At 65.1% G+C, this 19,810-nt stretch carries 16 protein-coding genes and 1 pseudogene; 10 read left to right on the top strand and 7 right to left on the bottom strand.

The genetic code is table 11. The features are described 5' to 3' along the window. Positions 1–123 precede the first annotated feature (123 nt). Complete coding sequence (locus tag UP06_RS18025; RefSeq protein ID WP_045004989.1) at positions 124–984, bottom strand: sulfite exporter TauE/SafE family protein; 861 nt, start codon at positions 982–984, stop codon at positions 124–126. A 519-nt stretch (positions 985–1,503) separates the two neighbouring features. On the opposite strand from UP06_RS18025, the gene sdhC reads away from it, so the two are divergent. From sdhC to UP06_RS39960, 10 genes and pseudogenes are all read left to right on the top strand, one after another. After that, entirely contained in the window at positions 1,504–1,902 is a 399-nt protein-coding gene (gene sdhC, locus UP06_RS18030) for a succinate dehydrogenase, cytochrome b556 subunit (RefSeq protein WP_045004464.1), read from the top strand. Beyond that, a complete protein-coding gene (gene sdhD, locus UP06_RS18035; RefSeq protein ID WP_045004466.1) occupies positions 1,899–2,303 on the top strand; it encodes a succinate dehydrogenase, hydrophobic membrane anchor protein in 405 nt (134 codons plus the stop codon). The genes sdhC and sdhD overlap by 4 nt, the downstream gene beginning before the upstream one ends. 3 nt (positions 2,304–2,306) lie before the next feature. Beyond that, positions 2,307–4,142, top strand: a complete 1,836-nt coding sequence (gene sdhA, locus UP06_RS18040) for a succinate dehydrogenase flavoprotein subunit (protein WP_045004467.1) — start codon at positions 2,307–2,309, stop codon at positions 4,140–4,142. A 25-nt stretch (positions 4,143–4,167) separates the two neighbouring features. Further along, positions 4,168–4,950 carry a succinate dehydrogenase iron-sulfur subunit gene (locus tag UP06_RS18045; RefSeq protein ID WP_045004469.1) on the top strand — a complete coding sequence of 261 codons (783 nt, stop codon included), beginning with the start codon at positions 4,168–4,170 and terminating at the stop codon, positions 4,948–4,950. 190 nt (positions 4,951–5,140) lie between these two features. Then, complete coding sequence (locus UP06_RS18050; RefSeq protein WP_045004470.1) at positions 5,141–7,309, top strand: hybrid sensor histidine kinase/response regulator family protein; 2,169 nt, start codon at positions 5,141–5,143, stop codon at positions 7,307–7,309. Positions 7,310–7,363: 54 nt separating this feature from the next. Then, positions 7,364–9,322, top strand: coding sequence for an ABC transporter ATP-binding protein/permease (locus UP06_RS18055; protein ID WP_045004471.1), 1,959 nt, complete (start codon positions 7,364–7,366; stop codon positions 9,320–9,322). A 243-nt stretch (positions 9,323–9,565) separates the two neighbouring features. Continuing rightward, positions 9,566–10,390 (top strand): FkbM family methyltransferase, encoded by an 825-nt coding sequence (locus tag UP06_RS18060; RefSeq protein ID WP_045004990.1) that lies wholly within the window; start codon positions 9,566–9,568, stop codon positions 10,388–10,390. Positions 10,391–10,414: 24 nt separating this feature from the next. Beyond that, complete coding sequence (locus UP06_RS18065) at positions 10,415–10,801, top strand: VOC family protein (protein WP_045004472.1); 387 nt, start codon at positions 10,415–10,417, stop codon at positions 10,799–10,801. Positions 10,802–10,876: 75 nt separating this feature from the next. Beyond that, positions 10,877–11,110, top strand: a pseudogene (locus UP06_RS42125) (hypothetical protein); the annotation flags it as partial. Between the two features lie 195 nt (positions 11,111–11,305). After that, a complete protein-coding gene (locus UP06_RS39960; RefSeq protein ID WP_082081470.1) occupies positions 11,306–13,300 on the top strand; it encodes an OmpA family protein in 1,995 nt (664 codons plus the stop codon). 218 nt (positions 13,301–13,518) lie between these two features. On the opposite strand, the gene argG is transcribed toward UP06_RS39960, so the two are convergent. From argG to UP06_RS18115, 6 genes are all read right to left on the bottom strand, one after another. Further along, entirely contained in the window at positions 13,519–14,856 is a 1,338-nt protein-coding gene (gene argG / locus UP06_RS18085; RefSeq protein ID WP_045004473.1) for an argininosuccinate synthase, read from the bottom strand. A 105-nt stretch (positions 14,857–14,961) separates the two neighbouring features. Beyond that, positions 14,962–15,738, bottom strand: coding sequence for a phosphatase PAP2 family protein (locus tag UP06_RS18090; protein ID WP_045004475.1), 777 nt, complete (start codon positions 15,736–15,738; stop codon positions 14,962–14,964). A 272-nt stretch (positions 15,739–16,010) separates the two neighbouring features. Beyond that, a complete protein-coding gene (locus UP06_RS18100; protein ID WP_045004478.1) occupies positions 16,011–16,505 on the bottom strand; it encodes a hypothetical protein in 495 nt (164 codons plus the stop codon). Between the two features lie 106 nt (positions 16,506–16,611). Next, the gene (gene rlmN / locus UP06_RS18105; RefSeq protein WP_045004479.1) at positions 16,612–17,814 is read right to left on the bottom strand and encodes a dual-specificity RNA methyltransferase RlmN; all 1,203 of its coding nucleotides are present in this window, start codon (positions 17,812–17,814) and stop codon (positions 16,612–16,614) included. A 168-nt stretch (positions 17,815–17,982) separates the two neighbouring features. Beyond that, positions 17,983–18,618 (bottom strand): invasion associated locus B family protein, encoded by a 636-nt coding sequence (locus UP06_RS18110; RefSeq protein ID WP_045004481.1) that lies wholly within the window; start codon positions 18,616–18,618, stop codon positions 17,983–17,985. 125 nt (positions 18,619–18,743) lie between these two features. Then, positions 18,744–19,583, bottom strand: coding sequence for an SDR family oxidoreductase (locus tag UP06_RS18115; protein WP_045004994.1), 840 nt, complete (start codon positions 19,581–19,583; stop codon positions 18,744–18,746). Positions 19,584–19,810 lie beyond the last annotated feature (227 nt).

The raw sequence follows: 19,810 nt of genomic DNA on the forward strand, positions 1-19,810 counted from the left end.
AGCATTGCGAGCACTCTCATCACCGTCATTGCGAGGAGCCCTTGCGACGAAGCAATCCAGACTGCGACCGCGGAAAGATTCTGGATTGCTTCGCTGCGCGCGCAATGACGGAGTTTGTGGCGCTTACTGCCCGCCTAGCAGGCTCATCACGAAGCGGCTGCCGACGATGAAGAGATAGCAGCCGAACGCCATCTCCAGCGTGCGCTTCGACATCGCGTGCGCCGCCCTCACTCCGAGCGGTGCAGTGACAAGGCTCATCGGCATCACCAGCACGGCGCCGATCAGCGAGACATAGCCAAGCGCGAACGGGACCTGCAGCGCGGCGACGCCGGGATAGGTCGCGGCCGCGGGCCAACCTGCATAGACGTAGCCGAGCGCACCCGGGATCGAGATCAGCACGGCGAGCGCTGATGAGGTCGCGACCGCCTGGTGGATCGGCCGGCCGTAAAACGTCATCAGCAGGTTCGAGAACAGGCCGCCACCGATGCCCATCAGCGTCGACAGGATGCCGACACAGAAGCCGTAGACGCGCATCAGCGGCCCCTTCGGCAGATCGTCGCCGAGCTTCCAGCTCTCGCGCGCGAAGATCAGTCGCACGGCGGCGGAATAGGCGACGCAGACGAAGACGATCTTGAACAGCCGCTCCGGCGCGTAGCGCGCGACCACGCTGCCGACGACGACGCCGATCAGGATCGGCAGCCACCACACGCGCAGAATCGACATGTCGACAGCGCCGCGTTTGTAATGCGCCTGGAACGAGCGGATCGAGGTCGGGATGATCACGGCGAGCGAGGTGCCGACGCAGAGCGGCATCCGCACCTCGAGCGGCACGCCGGCGATGCGGAAGCATTCGTAAAACACCGGCACGAGAATCGCGCCGCCACCGATGCCGAATACGCCGGCCAGAAATCCGGACAGCGCCCCGACTGCGATCAGCAGTAGCGCGAGCTCGACGAGCTCGTTGATATCAAGACCTGCAATCACCCGGATCTGCCCCGACAACTGGCCGCAACCTTTCCGATTCGTTCGTTCGGAATGAGCTGCGGAGCAAGCTGTAGGCGATCCGATTTGCGTGGTCGACACGCCACCCCTCCCGGCTGGGGTGGAATGCAAGGTGCGCATATCCGCCGCCTGACGGAAAATCGGTGCGCTAGGCGGAAATTGGAGAAGGCGCATCGGCCAACCGCGCCGCCGTGGGCGCCATGAACTGACTGGTTCGAACGGCGGCAGCCGGTCGGTGGCTTAGAGCCGTTCCAATAGTGATTTCAATGCGCCTCGGCCGTCGCCACAAAAGATGAATTACTGTTCTATCCTTGGTCGGTGCACCATCGCTCTGGTATACCAAGCCTCTGATTGGCCTGTTGCATCAACGGCGTAGTGCTGAACGCCGGTTCGATTTATGACGATTTGGAGATTGCGCAGGTGAAATCGACTCCGTAAATAGAGCCGACCTTTCGCGATCCCCGCGCGCCCTCTGCTGGGCCGCCATAAACATCAAAGCCCATGACCGCACGGATCGAACGACCGCTTTCACCACACATGCAAGTCTACCGCTGGACGCTGACGATGGCGCTGTCCATCGTCCACCGCGCCACCGGGATCGCCCTTTATGTCGGAACCCTGCTGCTGGTCTGGTGGCTGGTCGCGGCGGCCTCGGGACCTGCCGCCTACGCCAACGTCCAGGCCTTCACCGGCAGCATCATCGGACGCCTGATCGTGTTCGGCTACACCTGGGCGCTGATGCACCATATGCTCAGCGGCATCCGGCACTTCGTGTGGGACCTTGGCTATGGCTTCAAGGCCAATGAGCGCGAGGCCCTGACCTGGGGCGCGCTGATCGGCGGCATCGTGCTGACGGTGCTGATCTGGATCATCGCCTTCGCGATCGGAGGTGGACGATGAGCGCACCCGATACGCCAAAGCGCAGCATGCGCACCCCGCTCGGCCGCGTCCGCAATCTCGGCGCCGCCCATTCCGGCACGTCCGACTTCTGGCGCCAGCGCATCACCGCCGTCGCCATGACGCTGCTGATGATCCCGGCGCTGGTCATCGTCATGATGCTTCTCCGCAGCAACCATGCCGGCGCCGGGCAGATTCTCAGCTCGCCTCCTGTCGCCTTGATCCTTCTGCTCTTCATCGCTGCCAGCACCTGGCACATGAAGATCGGCATGCAGGTCGTGATCGAGGACTACGTCCATAACGAGAAGCTGAAGCTCGTCTCGATCATGCTCAACAATTTCTTCTCGGTCGCCGTAGCGCTCGCCTCGGCCTACGCGATCCTGAAGCTTTCATCCGGAGTGTAAGCCATGGCCACAGCAGCGAATGGCAAGGGCAACGGCGCACCCGCCACCAACGGAAAAGCCTATCCGATCGAAGACCACACCTATGATGTCGTCGTGGTCGGTGCCGGCGGCGCGGGCCTGCGCGCCGTGGTCGGCTGCAGCGAAGCGGGCCTCCGCACGGCCTGTATCACAAAAGTGTTTCCGACCCGCTCGCACACCGTCGCGGCGCAGGGCGGCATCTCGGCCTCGCTCGGCAATATGCACAAGGACGATTGGCGCTGGCACATGTACGACACCGTGAAGGGGTCGGACTGGCTCGGCGACCAGGACGCGATCGAATACATGGTGCGCAACGCGCCCGAAGCGGTCTACGAGCTCGAGCATTGGGGCGTGCCGTTCTCGCGCACCGAGGACGGCAAGATCTACCAGCGCCCGTTCGGCGGCATGACGCTGGACTACGGCAAGGGCCAGGCGCAGCGCACCTGCGCCGCTGCCGACCGCACCGGCCACGCCATGCTGCACACGATGTACGGCCAGTCGCTGCGACACGCGGCCGAGTTCTTCATCGAGTTCTTCGCCATCGATTTGATCATGGACGACCAGGGCACCTGCCGCGGCGTCGTCGCGCTCAAGCTCGATGACGGCACGCTGCATCGTTTCCGTGCCCAGACTGTGATTCTCGCGACCGGCGGCTACGGCCGCGCCTATGCCTCCTGCACCTCGGCGCACACTTGCACCGGTGACGGCGGCGGCATGGTGCTGCGCGCCGGCCTGCCGATGCAGGACATGGAGTTCGTGCAGTTCCACCCGACCGGCATCTACGGCTCGGGCTGCCTCGTCACCGAAGGTGCGCGCGGCGAAGGCGGCTATCTCGTCAACTCCGAGGGCGAACGCTTCATGGAGCGTTATGCGCCGTCGGCGAAGGACCTCGCCTCACGCGACGTGGTCTCGCGCGCGATGACCATCGAGATCCGCGAAGGGCGCGGCGTCGGCAAGAAGAAGGACCATATCTTCCTGCATCTCGACCATCTCGATCCCGCGGTGCTGGCCGAGCGGCTGCCGGGCATCTCCGAATCCGCCAAGATCTTCGCCAATGTCGACGTGACGCGCGAGCCGATCCCGATCGTGCCGACCGTGCACTACAACATGGGTGGCATCCCGACGAATTATCACGGCGAAGTCCTGACCAAGAAGGACGGCGACGACAACGCCATCATCCCCGGCCTGATGGCGATCGGCGAAGCAGCCTGCGTCTCCGTGCACGGCGCCAACCGCCTCGGCTCCAACTCGCTGATCGACCTCGTCGTGTTCGGCCGCGCGGCTGCGCTACGCCTTGCCGAGAAGCTTACGCCCAACGCCAGCCAGCCGGAGCTGCCGGCGAATTCGTCCGACCTCGCGCTCGGCCGCCTCGACCATTACCGCTACGCCTCCGGTGGCACGCCGACCGCAAAGCTGCGTGAAGGCATGCAGCACGTGATGCAGAACAACTGCGCGGTGTTCCGCACCGGCGATATCCTGACCGAAGGCCAGAATCTGATCGAGAAGGTCCACAGCGGGATCACCGACATCGCTGTGTCCGACCGTTCGCTGGTGTGGAATTCCGACCTGATCGAGACGCTCGAGTTCGACAATTTGATCTCGCAGGCCGTGGTGACGATGGACTCCGCCGCCAACCGCACCGAGAGCCGCGGCGCGCATGCGCGCGAAGACTTTTCCGCGCGCGACGACAAGAACTGGATGAAGCACACGCTGGCCTGGCTGGACGATTCCGGCAAGGTCAAGATCGAGTACCGCCCCGTTCACGACTACACCATGACCAACGACGTGCAGTACATCCCGCCGAAAGCGCGCGTGTACTGAGCGAACAGCGAAGGCCTTAATCGAAATGGTTGAATTCGCACTTCCGAAGAACTCCAAGATCACCGGCGGCAAGACCTGGCCGAAGCCCGCGGGCGCGACAGAAGTTCGCGAATTCCGCGTCTATCGCTGGAATCCGGACGACGGCAAGAATCCGAGCGTCGACACCTATTACATCGATACCCATGATTGCGGTCCGATGGTGCTGGACGGCCTGATCTGGATCAAGAACCACATCGACCCGTCGCTGACCTTCCGCCGCTCCTGCCGCGAAGGCGTCTGCGGCTCCTGCGCCATGAACATCGACGGCCAGAACACGCTCGCGTGCACCCGCTCGATGCACGACGTCAAGGACGGCGCGGTGAAGATCAATCCGCTGCCGCACCAGCCGGTGGTGAAGGATCTCGTTCCCGACCTCACCAATTTCTACGCGCAGTACGCCTCCATCGAGCCGTGGCTGAAGACGACCTCGCCGACACCGCAGAAGGAATGGCGCCAGAGCCATGAGGACCGCGAGAAGCTCGATGGGCTCTACGAGTGCATTCTCTGCGCCTGCTGCTCGACCTCGTGCCCGAGCTATTGGTGGAACAGCGACCGCTATCTCGGCCCCGCCGCCCTGCTCCAGGCCAACCGCTGGGTCTCCGACTCCCGCGACGAGGCGACCGGCGAGCGGCTCGACAATCTCGAGGACCCGTTCAGGCTCTATCGCTGCCACACCATCATGAACTGCTCCAAGGCCTGCCCGAAGGGCCTGAACCCGGCGGAAGCTATCGCCGAGCTCAAGCTCAAGATGGTCGAGCGGCAGATCTAGGCGTCATTTGTGCTGCGACCCCGGCCTGAGCGGCCGGGGCATTCCACCGCCGGCGCCAATTTAAGTAGAATTTTTCACTAACCCGCGCAGCGAGCGATCCTGCGGACCGCAACCTCCGGTTCTCGCCATAAGCCGCTTCCTTCCCGGCGCGAAATTCAAGTAAGCTCGCCGGTCTGGGACCGGAGCGACTGTGCAGGGCGCGCAACGCAACTCGCTGAGACATTTGCAGTGGATGATGGCTGCATCCCTGGCGCTGCCGATTGCGCTGTTCGCCATCGCCTCCACGATCTCCTACACCTCCACACTGGACATCGCCGACCGCGAGATCGAGCGCACGCTCGATGTCGCGCATGAGCATGCGCTCAAGGTGTTCGAGACCATCGACCGCAGCCTCGCCGAGCTCAACGAAGTCGTGCGCAGCCTTCCCGACGACAACATTCGCGCGCGCGAACCTGTGCTGCACCAGCGCCTGAAGCAGCTGAGCGACTCCCTGCCGCAGCTCAAATCGGCCTGGATCTTCGATGCGGACGGAAAGGCCCTGGTCAACAGCCTTGCTTCACCGCCGCAGGACCTGAGTTTCGCGGACCGCGATTATTTCTACGCCCATGTCGACCAGACCATCGGCACCTTCATCGGCGCCTCGCTGACGCCGCGGCCGCCCTATCAGGGTGCGCGCTTCTTCGGCGTGAGCCGCCGCCGCGATGCTGAGGACGGCAGCTTCATCGGCGTGATCCAGGCCTCCGTCCTCCCGGAATATTTCGAGAGCTTCTACGCCAGGATCGGCTCCGATCCCGGCAGCTTCTTCGCGATGGGACGCACCGACGGCACGCTGCTGGCGCATTTCCCGCGGCTCGACCGCGACCTCCGGCTCGATCCGAACGGGCCGGTCGGCCGGAACATCGCAGCCCACCCGGATCACGGCCTCATCACCATCGCCTGGCCGTCGGACGGGATCGAGCGGCGCATCGGCTACCGGCGCATCGCCGAATACCCGATCTATATCAGCGCAGGGCTGGAGACGTCGGCGATCCGCGCGCGCTGGCTCGCCACCATGAGCCAGCATCTGGTGTTCGGCGTTCCCGCCACCGCGCTGCTGTTTGTTCTGCTGGCCTTCGCATTCCGGCGCACGCAGCATCTCCAGACGGAGGCCGCAAGGCGGCGCGAGGCCGAGGAGGCACTCAAGCACAGCCAGCGCCTGGAGGCGCTGGGACAGCTCACCGGCGGCGTCGCGCATGACTTCAACAACCTCCTGACCGTGATCCGCGCCTCCGTCGATCTGTTGAACCGGCCGCAACTGAGCGAGGAGCGGCGGCAGCGCTACATCACCGCCATCGCGGACGCGGTCGCGCGGGCGGCCAAGCTGACCTCGCAGCTGCTGGCCTTTGCGCGGCGGCAGACCCTGAAGCCCGAAGTGTTCGACGTCGGCGAGCGCTTGCAATCGTTGCACGACATGCTGGCCACGCTGCTCGGACCGGCGATCGAGATCGTCATGCGACTGCCGGCGGAGTCCTGCCTCGTCAATGCCGATGCCGGCCAGTTCGAAACGGCGCTGATCAACATGGCGACCAATGCGCGCGATGCCATGCAGGGCAAGGGCCGGATCGTCTTCACGGTTCAGGCCGCGACGAATGTTCCGGATACGCTGGCTCATCTCACCCGCAGTCATAGCTTGGGTAGTCATGGCTCGGGTAGTCATGGCTTCGTCAGCATTGCCGTCGGCGACACCGGCATCGGCATTCCCGCAGGCCGATTGGGGCGCATCTTCGAACCGTTCTTCACCACCAAGCAGGTCGGCCAGGGCACTGGCCTCGGCCTGTCGCAGGTGTTCGGCTTCGCGCGACAATCCGGCGGCGAGGTGACGGTGACGAGTGAAGTCGGCCAGGGCAGCACCTTCTCGCTCTATCTGCCGCGCGTGCCGCCGGATCTCTTGCCGCGGAGTCAGGCGCCGACCACGGCGCCGGCGGTGGCCGGCAGCGGCATGTCGGTTCTGGTGGTCGAGGACAATATCGAGCTCGGCAATTTCGCCGCCGACGGGCTGACCGAGCTCGGCTACAGCATCACGCTGATCGACAATGCCACCGACGCGCTCGCCGAGTTGCTCGTCGATGCGGATCGGTTCGACGTCGTGTTCTCGGACGTGGTGATGCCTGATATGACCGGGCTCGATCTCGCGCAGGCGATCCGCGATCGCAGCATTGGCGTGCCGGTCGTGCTGACCACGGGTTACAGCGAGGCACTGTCACAGGAAGGCAGCCTCGGCTTCGACCTCGTGCAAAAGCCCTATTCCATCGACGAACTGTCGCGCGTGCTGCACCGGGCGGCGCGGCTACGGCGGGTTCGCGACGGCGCCGCCGAATGAACCACGGCACCGGAACTCGCGGGAACCGTTTGATTTCTTTTGCGTTATCCGGCCATGCAAAAGCCGGCCGGAAAAAATGAGCAGGGCAGGAAGCCGCCCATTGTCGAAATCACTGGCGAGAATGGCGAGGACGTCGCTCCGCCGCCGCCCGAACTGGTCGAGCCCGATCCCGAGCTATCGCCTGAAGAGGCCGAGCAGGCGCGCAAAGACTATCTGCTGACGCGCTTCTGGATCAGCGCCCGCGGCTTCTGGGGCCGCAAGGGAGACCGGCTGGCGTGGCCCTACTCGATCGGCCTCGGTGTGCTGATCGTCCTCACCGTCGGCTTCCAGTACGGCATCAATGTCTGGAATCGCGCGATCTTCGACGCGATCGAGAAGCGCGATGCGACGGCCGTCTTCCATCTCTCCGCGGTGTTCTTCCCGCTCGCGATCGGCAGCATCGTGCTCGGCGTGGCGCAGGTGTTTTCGCGCATGGGCATCCAGCGGCGCTGGCGCGCCTGGCTCACGGCGAGCGTGCTGACGCGGTGGCTCGGTCATGGCCGCTACTATCAGCTCAACCTCGTCAGCGGCGATCACAAGAATCCGGAATACCGGATCGCCGAGGATCTCCGCATCGCGACGGATTCGCCGGTCGATTTTCTCGCCGGCGTGACCTCGGCGTTGCTGTCGGCGGCAACCTTCATCGTCGTGCTCTGGACCATCGGTGGCGCGCTCACCGTCACGCTCGGCGGCTCGGCGATCACCATTCCCGGCTTCCTTGTGATCGCCGCGATCCTTTACGCCGCGATCGCCTCCGGCTCGATCCTGGTGATCGGCCGGCGCTTCGTGCAGATCTCCGAGGACAAGAACCAGGCCGAGGCCGATTTCCGCTACACGCTGACGCGCGTGCGCGAGAACGGCGAGAGCATCGCGCTGCTCGGCGGCGAGGAGGAAGAACGCGGCGGCATCGATCGCAACTTCACCAACGTGCTGCGGCAATGGGCGCGGCTCGCCGGCCAGCACATGCGCACCACGCTGGTGTCGCAGGGATCGAGCCTGGTGGCTCCCGTGGTCCCTCTCTTGCTCTGCGCGCCAAAATTCCTCGACGGCAGCATGTCGCTCGGACAGGTGATGCAGGCGGCATCCGCCTTCACCATCGTGCAGAGCGCGTTCGGCTGGCTGGTCGACAATTATCCGCGGCTCGCCGACTGGAACGCCTGCGCGCGCCGCATCGCCTCGCTGATGATGTCGCTCGACGGCCTCGAGCGCGCCGAGCAGGGCGACGGCCTCGGCCGCATCAAACGCGGCGAGACCAGCAATGACGCCATGCTGGAGCTGAACGATCTCTCGGTCACGCTCGACGACGGCACCGCCGTGGTCGGCGAGACCGAGGTGGTGGTCGCGCCCGGCGAGCGCCTGCTGGTCGCCGGCGAATCCGGCACCGGCAAGAGTACACTGGTGCGCGCCATCGCAGGGCTATGGCCGTGGGGCGGCGGCAGCGTCAATTTTCATCCCGACCGGCGGCTGTTCATGCTGCCGCAGCGCCCTTACGTGCCGTCCGGCAGCTTGCGCCGTGCGGTCGCCTATCCCGGTGCCGAGGATGACTGGAGCGTGGAAGAGATCGGCGAGGCCCTGCACAAGGTCGGCCTCGACCATCTCAAGGAGAAGATCGCGGAGGAAGCGCCATGGGACCAGACCCTGTCCGGCGGCGAGAAGCAGCGTCTCGCCTTTGCGCGGCTGTTGCTGCACAACCCCGACATCGTCGTGCTTGATGAAGCGACCTCGGCGCTCGACGAGAAGAGCCAGGACAAGATGATGAAGATGGTCACCGACGAGCTGCCCAAGGCGACCATCGTCAGCGTCGCGCATCGTGTCGAGCTGGAGGCCTTCCATAGCCGCAAGATCGTGCTGGAGCGCCGCAAGGGCGGCGCAAAACTCGTCAGCGACATCGACCTGATCCCGCGTAAGGGCAAGCGCAAGCTGCTCGGCCGCTTCCTGCGCCAGCGCAAGCCGGCGCCGAAGAAGGCGGCGTGAGGCGTTGTATCTCTCTCCTCGTCGTCCCGGCGAAGGCCGGGACCCATACCGCGTGATGTATCGTGGGAAGGTGGTGCACGTACCGCGGCAAACCATTTAACTGCTAGTCTTCGCCAAAATCCTCCCTGTGGTTATGGGTCCCGGCCTTCGCCGGGACGACATCGAGATTGTGGTTCGGATCGAGCGTTGGAGTCCCCGGTAAAACCGGCTATGCATGCGCCGCTTGCAACGAGGATCCTTGGCTTGACGCCCGACAACGCCCCATCGTCCGCGCCGTTCGGCGCGTTCGCACCGAACACGGCGCAGGCCGCGATCATTCGCCTCGCACAGCGATCGGGGCTGAAGCGCGGCGCATTCCGGCCCTGGATGTCGCGGCTGGTCAATCTGCTGCGCGGCGGTCCGATCGACGTGCAATATCAGGGCGCCTCGTTCCGCTTCTATCACCAGGGCAGCGCGACCGAGCGCGGCGCGCTGTTCAATCCCGACTATAATCTCGATGAGCTCGACTTCCTGCGTCAGTACACGAAAGCGGGCGGCGTGTTCGTCGATGTCGGCGCCAATGTCGGCACCTTTGCGCTGGTGATGGCTCGGCAGGTCGGGCCCGCGGGCAAGGTGGTCGCGATCGAGCCGCATCCGATGACCTTTGGACGGCTCTCGTTTAATCACGGCGCGTCGAAAGCGACCCAGGTGCGCCTGGTGCAGGCGGCTGCGGGCGACAGCGACGGCGAGCTGATGATCGAGACCGATGGCGTCAATCTCGGCGCTACGCACGTCGTGACTGGCGCGGCCAGCGCCGATGCCATCAAGGTCCCGTCGCTGCGGCTGACACGCATCCTCGACGAGACTGGTGTCACGCAAGTCGATGCGCTCAAGATCGACGTCGAGGGTTTTGAGGACCGCGTGCTGATCGGCTTCTTCCGCGATGCGCCGCCCTCTTTGTGGCCGCGCGCGGTTGTCATCGAGCATCTGTCACAAGACGAATGGCGGGACGATTGTATTGCAGACATGGTCGCGCGCGGCTTTGCTGTTGCGCGCAAGACGCGGAGCAATACGTTCCTGTCACGCTGACGACGACGAACAACGGAGGTTGCGATGATCGATCATATGGGCTTCTCCGTCTCGGACTATGAGCACGCCAAAGCGTTCTACACCCGGGCGCTGGCGCCGCTCGGCTACAGCCTGATCAAGGAAGTGACGCAAGAGCAGACCGGGCACGATCCGGCCGCGGGCTTCGGCGCCGACGGCAAGCCGGATTTCTGGATCGGCGGCGAAGGCGCGCTCAACAAGCCGGTGCATGTCGCGATCCTGGCGAAGGACCGCGCCACAGTCGAGGCCTTCTACAAGGCGGCGATGGCGGCCGGCGGACGCGACAACGGACCACCCGGCATCCGCGCGCATTATCATTCGAACTATTACGGCGCGTTCGTGCTCGATCCCGACGGCCACAATATCGAAGCCGTCTGCCACGCGCCCGAATAAGACGGCGACACGAGACGGAACATCGGCGCGGCATCATCGTTGTCGTTCTCCCGACAACTGATCTCGATGATGCCGATGCCGATCGAACCGCCCGAGATACCGCCGTCGACACCCGGCACGCCCACCGAACCGCCGCCCGGAATTCCGCCGGGCAATCCGCAGCCTGAAATTGCGCCGCCGGTGCGCGAGCCCGGCGAATCACCACGGCCCGACGAATTGCCGGGCCATATGCCTGAAGAGATTCCATCGCGAGGCCCGACTGGTCCTCTCACACCGAATCCAGCGACGGATGCCAATTCGCCGCAGGATCACACATCGGGCGAAGCATCACATGTGAGGCGATTGCAACCTGCCTCTGAATGCGCAATGAACGTCGCCAGCGTGACGTGATTTGCGTGCAGAAATAAATCGGGCCGCGACCTCTTCGCCCGCCACAATGCGGCCCAACGCGTAGCTGTTGATCCCAACACTTCGTCAAAGAACCTTCCGGGGAAGTTCACCATCATGACCAATCTTCGTTTCGTGCTGCTCGCCACGACGGCTCTGACCGCGATGCAATTCGCAAGCTCCGCATCACATGCGCAAAGCGCGCCGCTCGTGGTCGCGCAGGCCCAGCCAGAGACGGGCCCTGACGGAAAACCGAAGCAGCCTCCGAAGGAAGCGCCAAAGGCACCTCCGCCGGCCGCGCGCCCGGCAGCGCCGCCTCCGCCACCGCCTGCGGCTCCCGCACGCCCGACCGCACCGCCGCCGACGGCAGCACCTCCGCATCCTCCCGCAGCGCCCCCGCCGGCTGCCGCGCCGGCACGTCCGACGCCACCGCCGCCGCCGGCTCCGACTCATCAGGCACCTCCGCCGCCTCCGCCACCACCTGCTGCGCCCAAGGCACCGACGCCGCCTCCGGCCGCGGCCCCGCAGCAGCACGCGCCGACACCGCCACCCGCGGCACCAGCACGTCCTGCCACCACGCCGACGCCTCCGCCGCCCGCAGCCACGCCTCCTGCAGCGGCCCCTACGGCGCGACCTCTCCCGACGGCGCCAGCCCCAACGGCAACGCCCGCTCCGACGCCTGCGGCTCCCGCAGCTCGCCCGGCGACACCTGCTGCCCCGTCCGCCACACCCGCGACGCCGGCCCCCGGCAGTACGCCTGGCGCGCCGCCGCCTGGACGTCCCGGCGCTCCTCCGGCTGCTGGATCGCAAGCTCCCGGCGCAACCCCAGCTCCTGGTGGCGCGATGACGCCGCCTCCCGGACGTCAGGGCGGCACGACGCCCGCTGGCGCGCCGGCTGCTGCCGGAACGCCTCCGGCAGGCACACCGCCTGCAGCACCGCAGGCAGGCGTCCCGGCCCGACCACCCGCGCCGCCCGCCGGCGCCGCAGCGCCATCTGTTGTCCCTGGTTCGGCGGCGGCCGCGGTTCCGGCCAACAGGGCTCAGAACGCCCCGCCGACAGTCAGTTCGGCCTTCCGCGCCGCGCCTACGACCACCACACCGCTGCCGCCACCGCCGCGCCCACAGCAGCGTGACCTGACGCCGATTGCGATCGGCGCAGGCGTCGTCGCCGGTGTCGTGATCGGCGCCACCATCGCCGACATGCACAACCAGCGCCGTGAGGTCGTCGAGGGCGGCCGCACCGTCTACACCGAGCCGGACCGCATCATCATCCGCGATCCGGGCGGACAGGCCTATGTCCGCGGCAACGATCTCTATCGCTTCCGCTATGGCGCCCGCGACATCCGCACCGACACCGTCGGCGGCGAAACCCGCACCGTCGTGATCCGTCCTGACGGGAGTCAAATCATCACAGTGGTCGGTGCGGACGGATCGCTGCTGCGCCGAATCCGCCGGGACCCCCGCGGGCAGGAGCTCGTCATCATCGACAACAGCTATCGCGATCCGCGCGCGGTCGGCGGCTTCTATGTCGACGTGCCGCCGCCGGTGGTCAACATCCCCTATGATCGCTACATCGTTGACGCCGAGGAGGCTTCGCCGCAGGTGATCTACGAGACGATGGCAGCGCCGCCCGTACAACGAATCGACCGGCGCTACTCGCTCGACGAGATCCGCTACAGCCCCAACGTTCGCATGCAGATGCCGAGCATCGACGTCAACACGATCACCTTCGAGCTGGGATCGTGGACCATCCCGCCGGACCAGGCTGCGCGGCTGCAGGCGATCGCCGACGGCCTCAACCAGGCGATCCAGCGCAACCCACGCGAGGTGTTCCTGATCGAGGGCCACACCGACGCGACCGGCAACGACGTCGACAATCTGTCACTGTCGGACCGGCGCGCGCAGTCCGCGGCCGAATTGCTGACGCAGCAGTTCAATGTGCCCGCTGAGAACCTGACGTCGCAGGGTTACGGCGAGCAGTATCTGAAGGAGCAGACGCAAGGACCGAGCCGGATCAACCGGCGCGTCACCGTGCGCCGCATCACGCCGCTGCTCAACGGCGGCCAGGCCTCGCTGCCGCCGCCCCCGCCCGGCACCACGCCGCCGCGCTGAGGCGAAGTCCACAAATGCAAAATGGCCGGGAGCGATCCCGGCCATTTTTGTTTGAGGCGATTGCACGCGAGGCGGCGACACGGCGCGAACTCGTAGGGTGGGCAAAGGCGCGTTCGCGCCGTGCCCACCATCACTGCCGTCGTAGAAAGATGGTGGGCACGCTTCCGCCTTCGCTCTTCGAGCTACGGCGGACAAGTCGCTTTGCCCACCCTACGATTTCAGCCCTTGTCGTTCTCGAGCTTGAAAATCTGCGAGCCTTCGCTGCCCGAGAGCAGTCCGGTGTCGGTGTAAAGCTTCAGCTTCGTCCGCGTGTCGGCGATGTCGAGGTTGCGCATGGTGAGCTGGCCGATGCGGTCGGCCGGCGTGAAGGCGGCGTCCTCCACCTTCTCCATGCTGAGCCGCTCCGGCGCGTAGGTCAGGTTGGGGCTTTCCGTGTTCAGCAGCGAATAATCGTTGCCGCGGCGCAGCTCAAGCGTGACCTCGCCGGTGACGGCGCGCGCGACCCAGCGCTGTGCGGTCTCGCGCAGCATCAAGGCCTGCGAGTCGAACCAGCGGCCCTGATACAGCAGGCGGCCGAGGCGCATGCCGCTGATGCGGTACTGCTCGATGGTGTCTTCGTTGTGAATGCCGGTGACGAGGCGCTCATAGGCAATGTGCAGCAGCGCCATGCCGGGCGCCTCGTAGATGCCGCGGCTCTTGGCCTCGATGATGCGGTTCTCGATCTGGTCGCTCATGCCGAGGCCGTGGCGGCCACCGATGGCGTTGGCCTCGAGGAACAGCGCGACGGGATCGGTAAAGGTCTGGCCGTTCAGCGCCGTCGGCTGGCCTTCCTCGAAGCGCACCACGACCTTCTCGGCCTTGACGTTGCAGTCGTCGCGCCAGAACGGCACGCCCATAATCGGGTTGACGATCTTGATGCCGCTGTCGAGGCTTTCGAGGTCCTTGGCCTCGTGGGTGGCACCGAGCAGGTTGCTGTCCGTCGAGTACGCCTTCTCGGCGCTCATCTTGTAGGCAAAGCCCTGGGCAGTCATGAACGCCGACATTTCAGCGCGGCCGCCGAGCTCGTCGATGAACTGCTGATCGAGCCAGGGCTTGTAGATGCGCAGGCCCGGATTGGTCAAAAGGCCGTAGCGGTAGAAGCGCTCGATGTCGTTGCCCTTGAATGTCGAGCCGTCGCCCCAGATGTTGACGCCGTCCTCCTTCATGGCCGCAACCAGCATCGTGCCGGTGACGGCGCGCCCCAATGGCGTGGTGTTGAAATAGGTGATGCCGCCGGTCGAGATGTGGAAGGCGCCGGACTGGATCGCCGCGATACCTTCATGGACCAGTTGCGTGCGGCAATCGACGAGCACCGCTTTCTCCGCGCCAAACTCCATCGCCTTGCGCGGGATCTCGTTGTAGTCGGCTTCGTCCGGCTGGCCGAGATTGGCGGTATAGGCGTAGCAACGCGCGCCCTTCTGCTTCATCCAGAGCAGCGCCGCGCTGGTGTCGAGGCCGCCGGAAAAAGCGATGCCGACTTTCTCACCCTTGGGCAGGCTTTTCAGGATCGTGGTCATGGGGCTTCCAATCGGGTCTCAAGGGGCGGATGGCGGGTGTGGTTTGACCGCGCGAATATCAAATTTTGAGAGCCGGGGCACGCGTTTAATGGCGCCCCGGCAGACTCACACGGATGGCGCGGCGCCTGTTTTGCCACCGAACAGGCGCTGGCGGAGCCGGTAAGCGGGCCAGTTCAGCCGGGTCAGGGCGGCATCGACCGCCTCGTCCGAGAAGCGGGTCCGCGGCCAGCGGTAAATCAGCGCGTAGGCAAACCAGATCACGATGAAGGTGACGAGGCCGGCGATCGAGACATCGGTGAAGAAGTGTCCGCCAAAGGCCATGCGGAGCCCGCTGGTCACCAGACCAAAGACAACCGCGCCGGCATAGGCGAGCGGCCGCCATGCCGGCGGGGCCAGCGCGGCCGGCGCCAGCGTCCAGAACGCGGTCGCGCCCTCGCCGGAGAAGAACGAGCAGTTGCGCGCGCAATCGCCGCGCGGATCCCACCACGGCACGAATTGCTGATCACCGGCGAACTCTGTCACCACCACCGGCCGTGGTCGGCCCCAATAGGTCTTGAAGGTGAGATTGGTGAGAATGCCGGCCGACATGATGATCGTGACAAGCAGGAACACGATCGCGCGCCCCGACACCATCAGCGGCCGGTCGGGCCGGATCATCTTGACCACGAGCGCGATCAGCGGAGGCAGCACGAATGCCCAGGCAACCCACATTGCCGCGTCACGCGCAACACCGGCCCAGCCGATCAACTTGAGCGGAAACGTCTTCGTATCGGGGTCGAAGAACAGCGCGGCAAGTTTTAGATCGAGCTCGGGATAGAGGCCGAAGACGACGCCGATCACGAGCCACAGCGCCAGGGCGATGAAGAGTCCAGTACGGTTCATGGCGCGCGGTTTAGCGGAGTGGGGAGGGGATGAAAACCCCGGAATCGGTCGCGGCTGGCGCGGCAAGCCATAACGAAATTGTCAAAGCACGATGCCTCCACAACGTCGTCCCGGCGAAGGCCGGGACCCATAGCCACAGGGAGACGTTTGGCGAAGACTCGTCGTCCGGTACCGCTATCGAGCCTCTATGGATAGACCTCTCGGTATGGGTCCCGGCCTTCGCCGGGACGACACTGAGTATGTGGTCTTTGCTCCAGAGCAGCCGCGTACCGTCACGGTGCATCGGGCCGCGACTGCAGCGGCAGCGGCGGGGGTGGATTGCGCGGGGGCGGCGGATTGCGCCAGGCGCCGGCGTTGCGGCCGGCGATCAGCCAGTAGACCACGCCGGCGACGATGCCCGCACCGGTCATGATCTCGAGGTGACGCCGCACGATGCCTTCGAATTGCAGCGTATCGGAGTGAAAGGGAACGAGGCCGAGATAGCAGGCCAGCCCGACCAAGCCGCCGGCGACGGCATAAGCCAGCGCGCTGCGGATGTAGAGCGCTTCAGTGATCGCGACGATCACCGCCGCCGGCACCAGCGCAAAGCCCGAGACGAAGATGAAGCCGAAGCCAAGCAGGATATCGATCGTGCCCTGATCGACGGGGCCGGCGCCGAGATCGGAGAATTCCGGAAACAGCAGCGCGCCGACCACGATGATGCCGCCGACGAAGCAGGCGGCGAGGAAGCCGATGAAGATGACGACGAGGCGGCCGATCAGGGACATGACGGGAAAGCCAGCTTCGCCGTCATTGCGAACGCAGCGAAGCAATCCTGACTGTCTCTTCGCTTCGCTCGCAATGACGAGGATGCGACAGCGCGGGCACGCATCGTTAATCCGTCATCGCCATGGCGCGTAGCGCCTGGCGTTCGCGGACGGACAGTTTTTCAGTCTCCGACTTGAGCTGGCCGCAGGCGGCGAGGATGTCGCGGCCACGCGGGGTGCGCACCGGCGAGGAATAACCGGCGTTGAAGATGTATTCGGAGAATTTTTCGATCTGGTCCCAGTCCGAACATTCATAGGCCGTGCCGGGCCAGGGATTGAACGGGATCAGGTTGATTTTGGCGTGGATGCCCTTGAGCATCTTCACCAGGAGCTTGGCATCATCGAGCGAATCGTTGACGCCCTTGAGCATCACATATTCGAAGGTGATGCGGCGGGCGTTCGACGCGCCGGGGTAATCGCGGCAAGCCTGCAACAATTCAGCAATCGGATATTTGCGGTTGAGCGGCACCAGCTCGTTGCGCAATTCGTCGCGCACCGCATGCAGCGAGATCGCGAGCATCACGCCGATCTCGTCGCCGGCGCGCACGATGTTCGGCACCACGCCGGAGGTCGACAGTGTGATGCGGCGGCGGGAGATGCCGATGCCTTCATTGTCGCCGACGATCAAAAGCGCGTCGCGCACCGCGTCGAAATTGTACAGCGGCTCGCCCATGCCCATCATCACGATATTGGTGACGCGACGCGTGCCGTCCTCGCGATCGGCCCAATCATTCAGGCGATCGCGCGCCACCATCACCTGACCGACGATCTCGCCGGCAGTGAGATTGCGTACCAGACGCTGGGTGCCGGTGTGACAGAACGAGCAGTTCAGCGTGCAGCCGACCTGGGAAGAAACACACAGCGTGCCGCGATCATTCTCGGGAATGTAGACGCATTCGACTTCGTGCGCCCTCTCGACATTGTCGCCGCTCGGCAGCCGCAGCAGCCATTTGCGGGTGCCGTCGTTTGAGATCTGCTCGGCGACGACCTCGGGCCGGTCGACGGTGAAATGCTGGGCGAGATCGCCGCGAATGCCCTTGGAGACCGAGGTCATCTCGTCGAAATTCTGGGCGCCGCGGAAATACATCCAGTGCCACAGCTGCTGCACCCGCATCTTGCGCTGCGCAGGAGCGACGCCGATCTCGCCGAGACGATCGGCAAGCTCGTTGCGCGACAAGCCGATCAGCGACGGCTTTGCCGGCGGCACATAGACTTCGAGTGGGGTCTTCTCCACCAATGTTGCGTTGTGCGGCTCGGTCGTCGGTTGCATTGAATGGCCTAGTGTCACCGGTGTCTAAATTCGTCATGCCCAGCATGACCGTTCGAAGGACGGCGTCGCCGTGACGACAGAAAATCTGGAACCGCCCCTATATAGCAACCGGAACACCCGATTGCGACCGTGGCTGTTGCCTAGCCTTAAAGGCTTAAGCCTACGCCCTTAACGCCGGCAATCCTGCGAAATCCGGTCCAGCGCCTGGGCGAGGCCCTTCAGCGAGAAGGTGTCGGTCGTCTCCGTCCCCTTGGCCGAGACGCCCTTGACCACGAGATCGGCGGATTTGCGCATGGCTTCGACCATCCGCTCCTCCTCGGCCGCGTTCTTGATCCAGAGGCCGTCACCCTGGGTGTACATCGCGAAGGCGGCGCCGCCGACCTCGACCGACGATTCCGAGCCCGGCTTCAGCGCATAGCCGATCATCACCGAGACTTCGTTGTTCACCTTTTCCGCCGGCCGGGTCGAGACGAAGGCATAGGCGGGGTCACGCGGCCGATTCGGCGGATTGGTCTTGGACGACGAGGGCTTTGCCAGCGCGAAGCAGACTTTCTTACCATTGGGGGTCGCCGAATAGGCGCCCCAGGTGCCGAACTGGCCGATCAGGGTCGGGTCCGCACCGCCCGCAACCGCAGCGGGAACCGCCGCCGGCTTGCTCTCGGGTTTGGCGGCCGTCTTGGCAGCCGGAGCGGCCGGTTTTGCCGCGGCCTTCGGCGCCGGTTGCGGCGTCTGCGCTCGCGCGGAATCACTGATTCCACACGCCGTCACACCAATCATCAAAGCCAAAAATAGCGCCCGCCACATGCTGGAGTGGTTCCCTCAATATTGTGACTGGAAGATGGCCCGGCCGCGTTTTGTCCCCGAGCAGGGATAGCCGGGAAAGCCCAATTTGGGAAGGCAGTTAGCGGGACGACGCGGCTGGCGCTCGACTAGCTTTTGGCGCGCGCGGCACGCTGCTCGGCCCATTGCGCGTCGGTCCAGCGCAACAGATCCTCGGCGCCGGAACTGCGCAAATGCGCGCCGCCGTCGATCACCACCATCTCGCCATTGATGTAGCCGGCGCGATCCGAGACCAGGAAACTGGCGAGATCGGCAAGCTCGCTGTGCTCGCCGGTGCGGCCGAGCGGGTTGCGCGCGGTCCAGCCTTCGTCGCGGCCCTCGGGACGGAGCTGCCCGGATGCGCCGGCGGTCGGGAACGGGCCCGGCGCGATCGCGACGGTGCGGATGCCCTTCGGCCCCCATTCCACCGCGAGGCTCTTGGTCATCGCCAGCACCGCCGACTTCGCCATCGCGGACGGAACGGTGAAGGCGCGGCCGGTGATGGTCGACGTCGAGAGGATCGAGAGCACGACGCCCTTATGGCCGCCCTCGATCCAGCGCTGGCCGGCGGCGAGCGTGCAATACATCGCGCCATGCAGCGTCGGCGCCAAGATCGCATCCGCGGCACGGAACGACAGATGCTCGCTCTGTGCGATGAAGGTCGCGGCAGCATTGTTGACGAGAATGTCGAGCGGCCCTTCGCGCCAGATCGCGTCCATCATGCCGTCGACGGCGGCACCGTCGCGGATATCGCAGGCGATCGCGGTGACCTTGCCGCCGGTCTCTCCGCGCATCTCGGCTGCCGCGGTCTCCAACCGATCGAGCTTGCGGCCGCAGATGACGAGCTCCGCGCCAAGCGAAAGGAAGCGCCGCCCCATCGCGGCGCCGAGGCCCGAGCCGCCGCCGGTGACGAGGATGCGCTTGTCCTTGAGCAAACCTGTTTCAAACATCGTTTGAATCCTCCCTTTTCTTCTTACTTCGTCATTGTGAGCCAACGGGTCCGCGCGACGCGCGGCCCGATGACAGGCTCCGCGAAGCAATCCAGAGTCCGTCCTGCGGAAATAGCCTGGATTGCTTCGCTGCACTCGCAATAACGCGAGGATAGGCTTGCGCATCGCTTTGGGCAAAGAAACCGGATTGTCGCCCGTGCTTAAATCCGGCAGAAACAGCCAACTAT

Origin of the sequence: Bradyrhizobium sp. LTSP857 (assembly GCF_000938285.1) — a bacterium.
In the GTDB taxonomy this organism is placed as follows: Bacteria; Pseudomonadota; Alphaproteobacteria; order Rhizobiales; family Xanthobacteraceae; genus Bradyrhizobium.

Coding starts and splice junctions, on each gene's coding strand:
- UP06_RS18055 (WP_045004471.1), top strand. CDS start 7,364: ATGCAAAAGCCGGCCGGAAAAAATGAGCAGGGCAGGAAGCCGCCCATT.
- UP06_RS18065 (WP_045004472.1), top strand. CDS start 10,415: ATGATCGATCATATGGGCTTCTCCGTCTCGGACTATGAGCACGCCAAA.
- UP06_RS18115 (WP_045004994.1), bottom strand. CDS start 19,583: ATGTTTGAAACAGGTTTGCTCAAGGACAAGCGCATCCTCGTCACCGGC.
- rlmN (WP_045004479.1), bottom strand. CDS start 17,814: ATGCAACCGACGACCGAGCCGCACAACGCAACATTGGTGGAGAAGACC.
- UP06_RS18045 (WP_045004469.1), top strand. CDS start 4,168: ATGGTTGAATTCGCACTTCCGAAGAACTCCAAGATCACCGGCGGCAAG.
- sdhD (WP_045004466.1), top strand. CDS start 1,899: ATGAGCGCACCCGATACGCCAAAGCGCAGCATGCGCACCCCGCTCGGC.
- argG (WP_045004473.1), bottom strand. CDS start 14,856: ATGACCACGATCCTGAAAAGCCTGCCCAAGGGTGAGAAAGTCGGCATC.
- UP06_RS39960 (WP_082081470.1), top strand. CDS start 11,306: ATGACCAATCTTCGTTTCGTGCTGCTCGCCACGACGGCTCTGACCGCG.
- UP06_RS18090 (WP_045004475.1), bottom strand. CDS start 15,738: ATGAACCGTACTGGACTCTTCATCGCCCTGGCGCTGTGGCTCGTGATC.
- UP06_RS18110 (WP_045004481.1), bottom strand. CDS start 18,618: ATGTGGCGGGCGCTATTTTTGGCTTTGATGATTGGTGTGACGGCGTGT.
- sdhA (WP_045004467.1), top strand. CDS start 2,307: ATGGCCACAGCAGCGAATGGCAAGGGCAACGGCGCACCCGCCACCAAC.
- sdhC (WP_045004464.1), top strand. CDS start 1,504: ATGACCGCACGGATCGAACGACCGCTTTCACCACACATGCAAGTCTAC.
- UP06_RS18100 (WP_045004478.1), bottom strand. CDS start 16,505: ATGTCCCTGATCGGCCGCCTCGTCGTCATCTTCATCGGCTTCCTCGCC.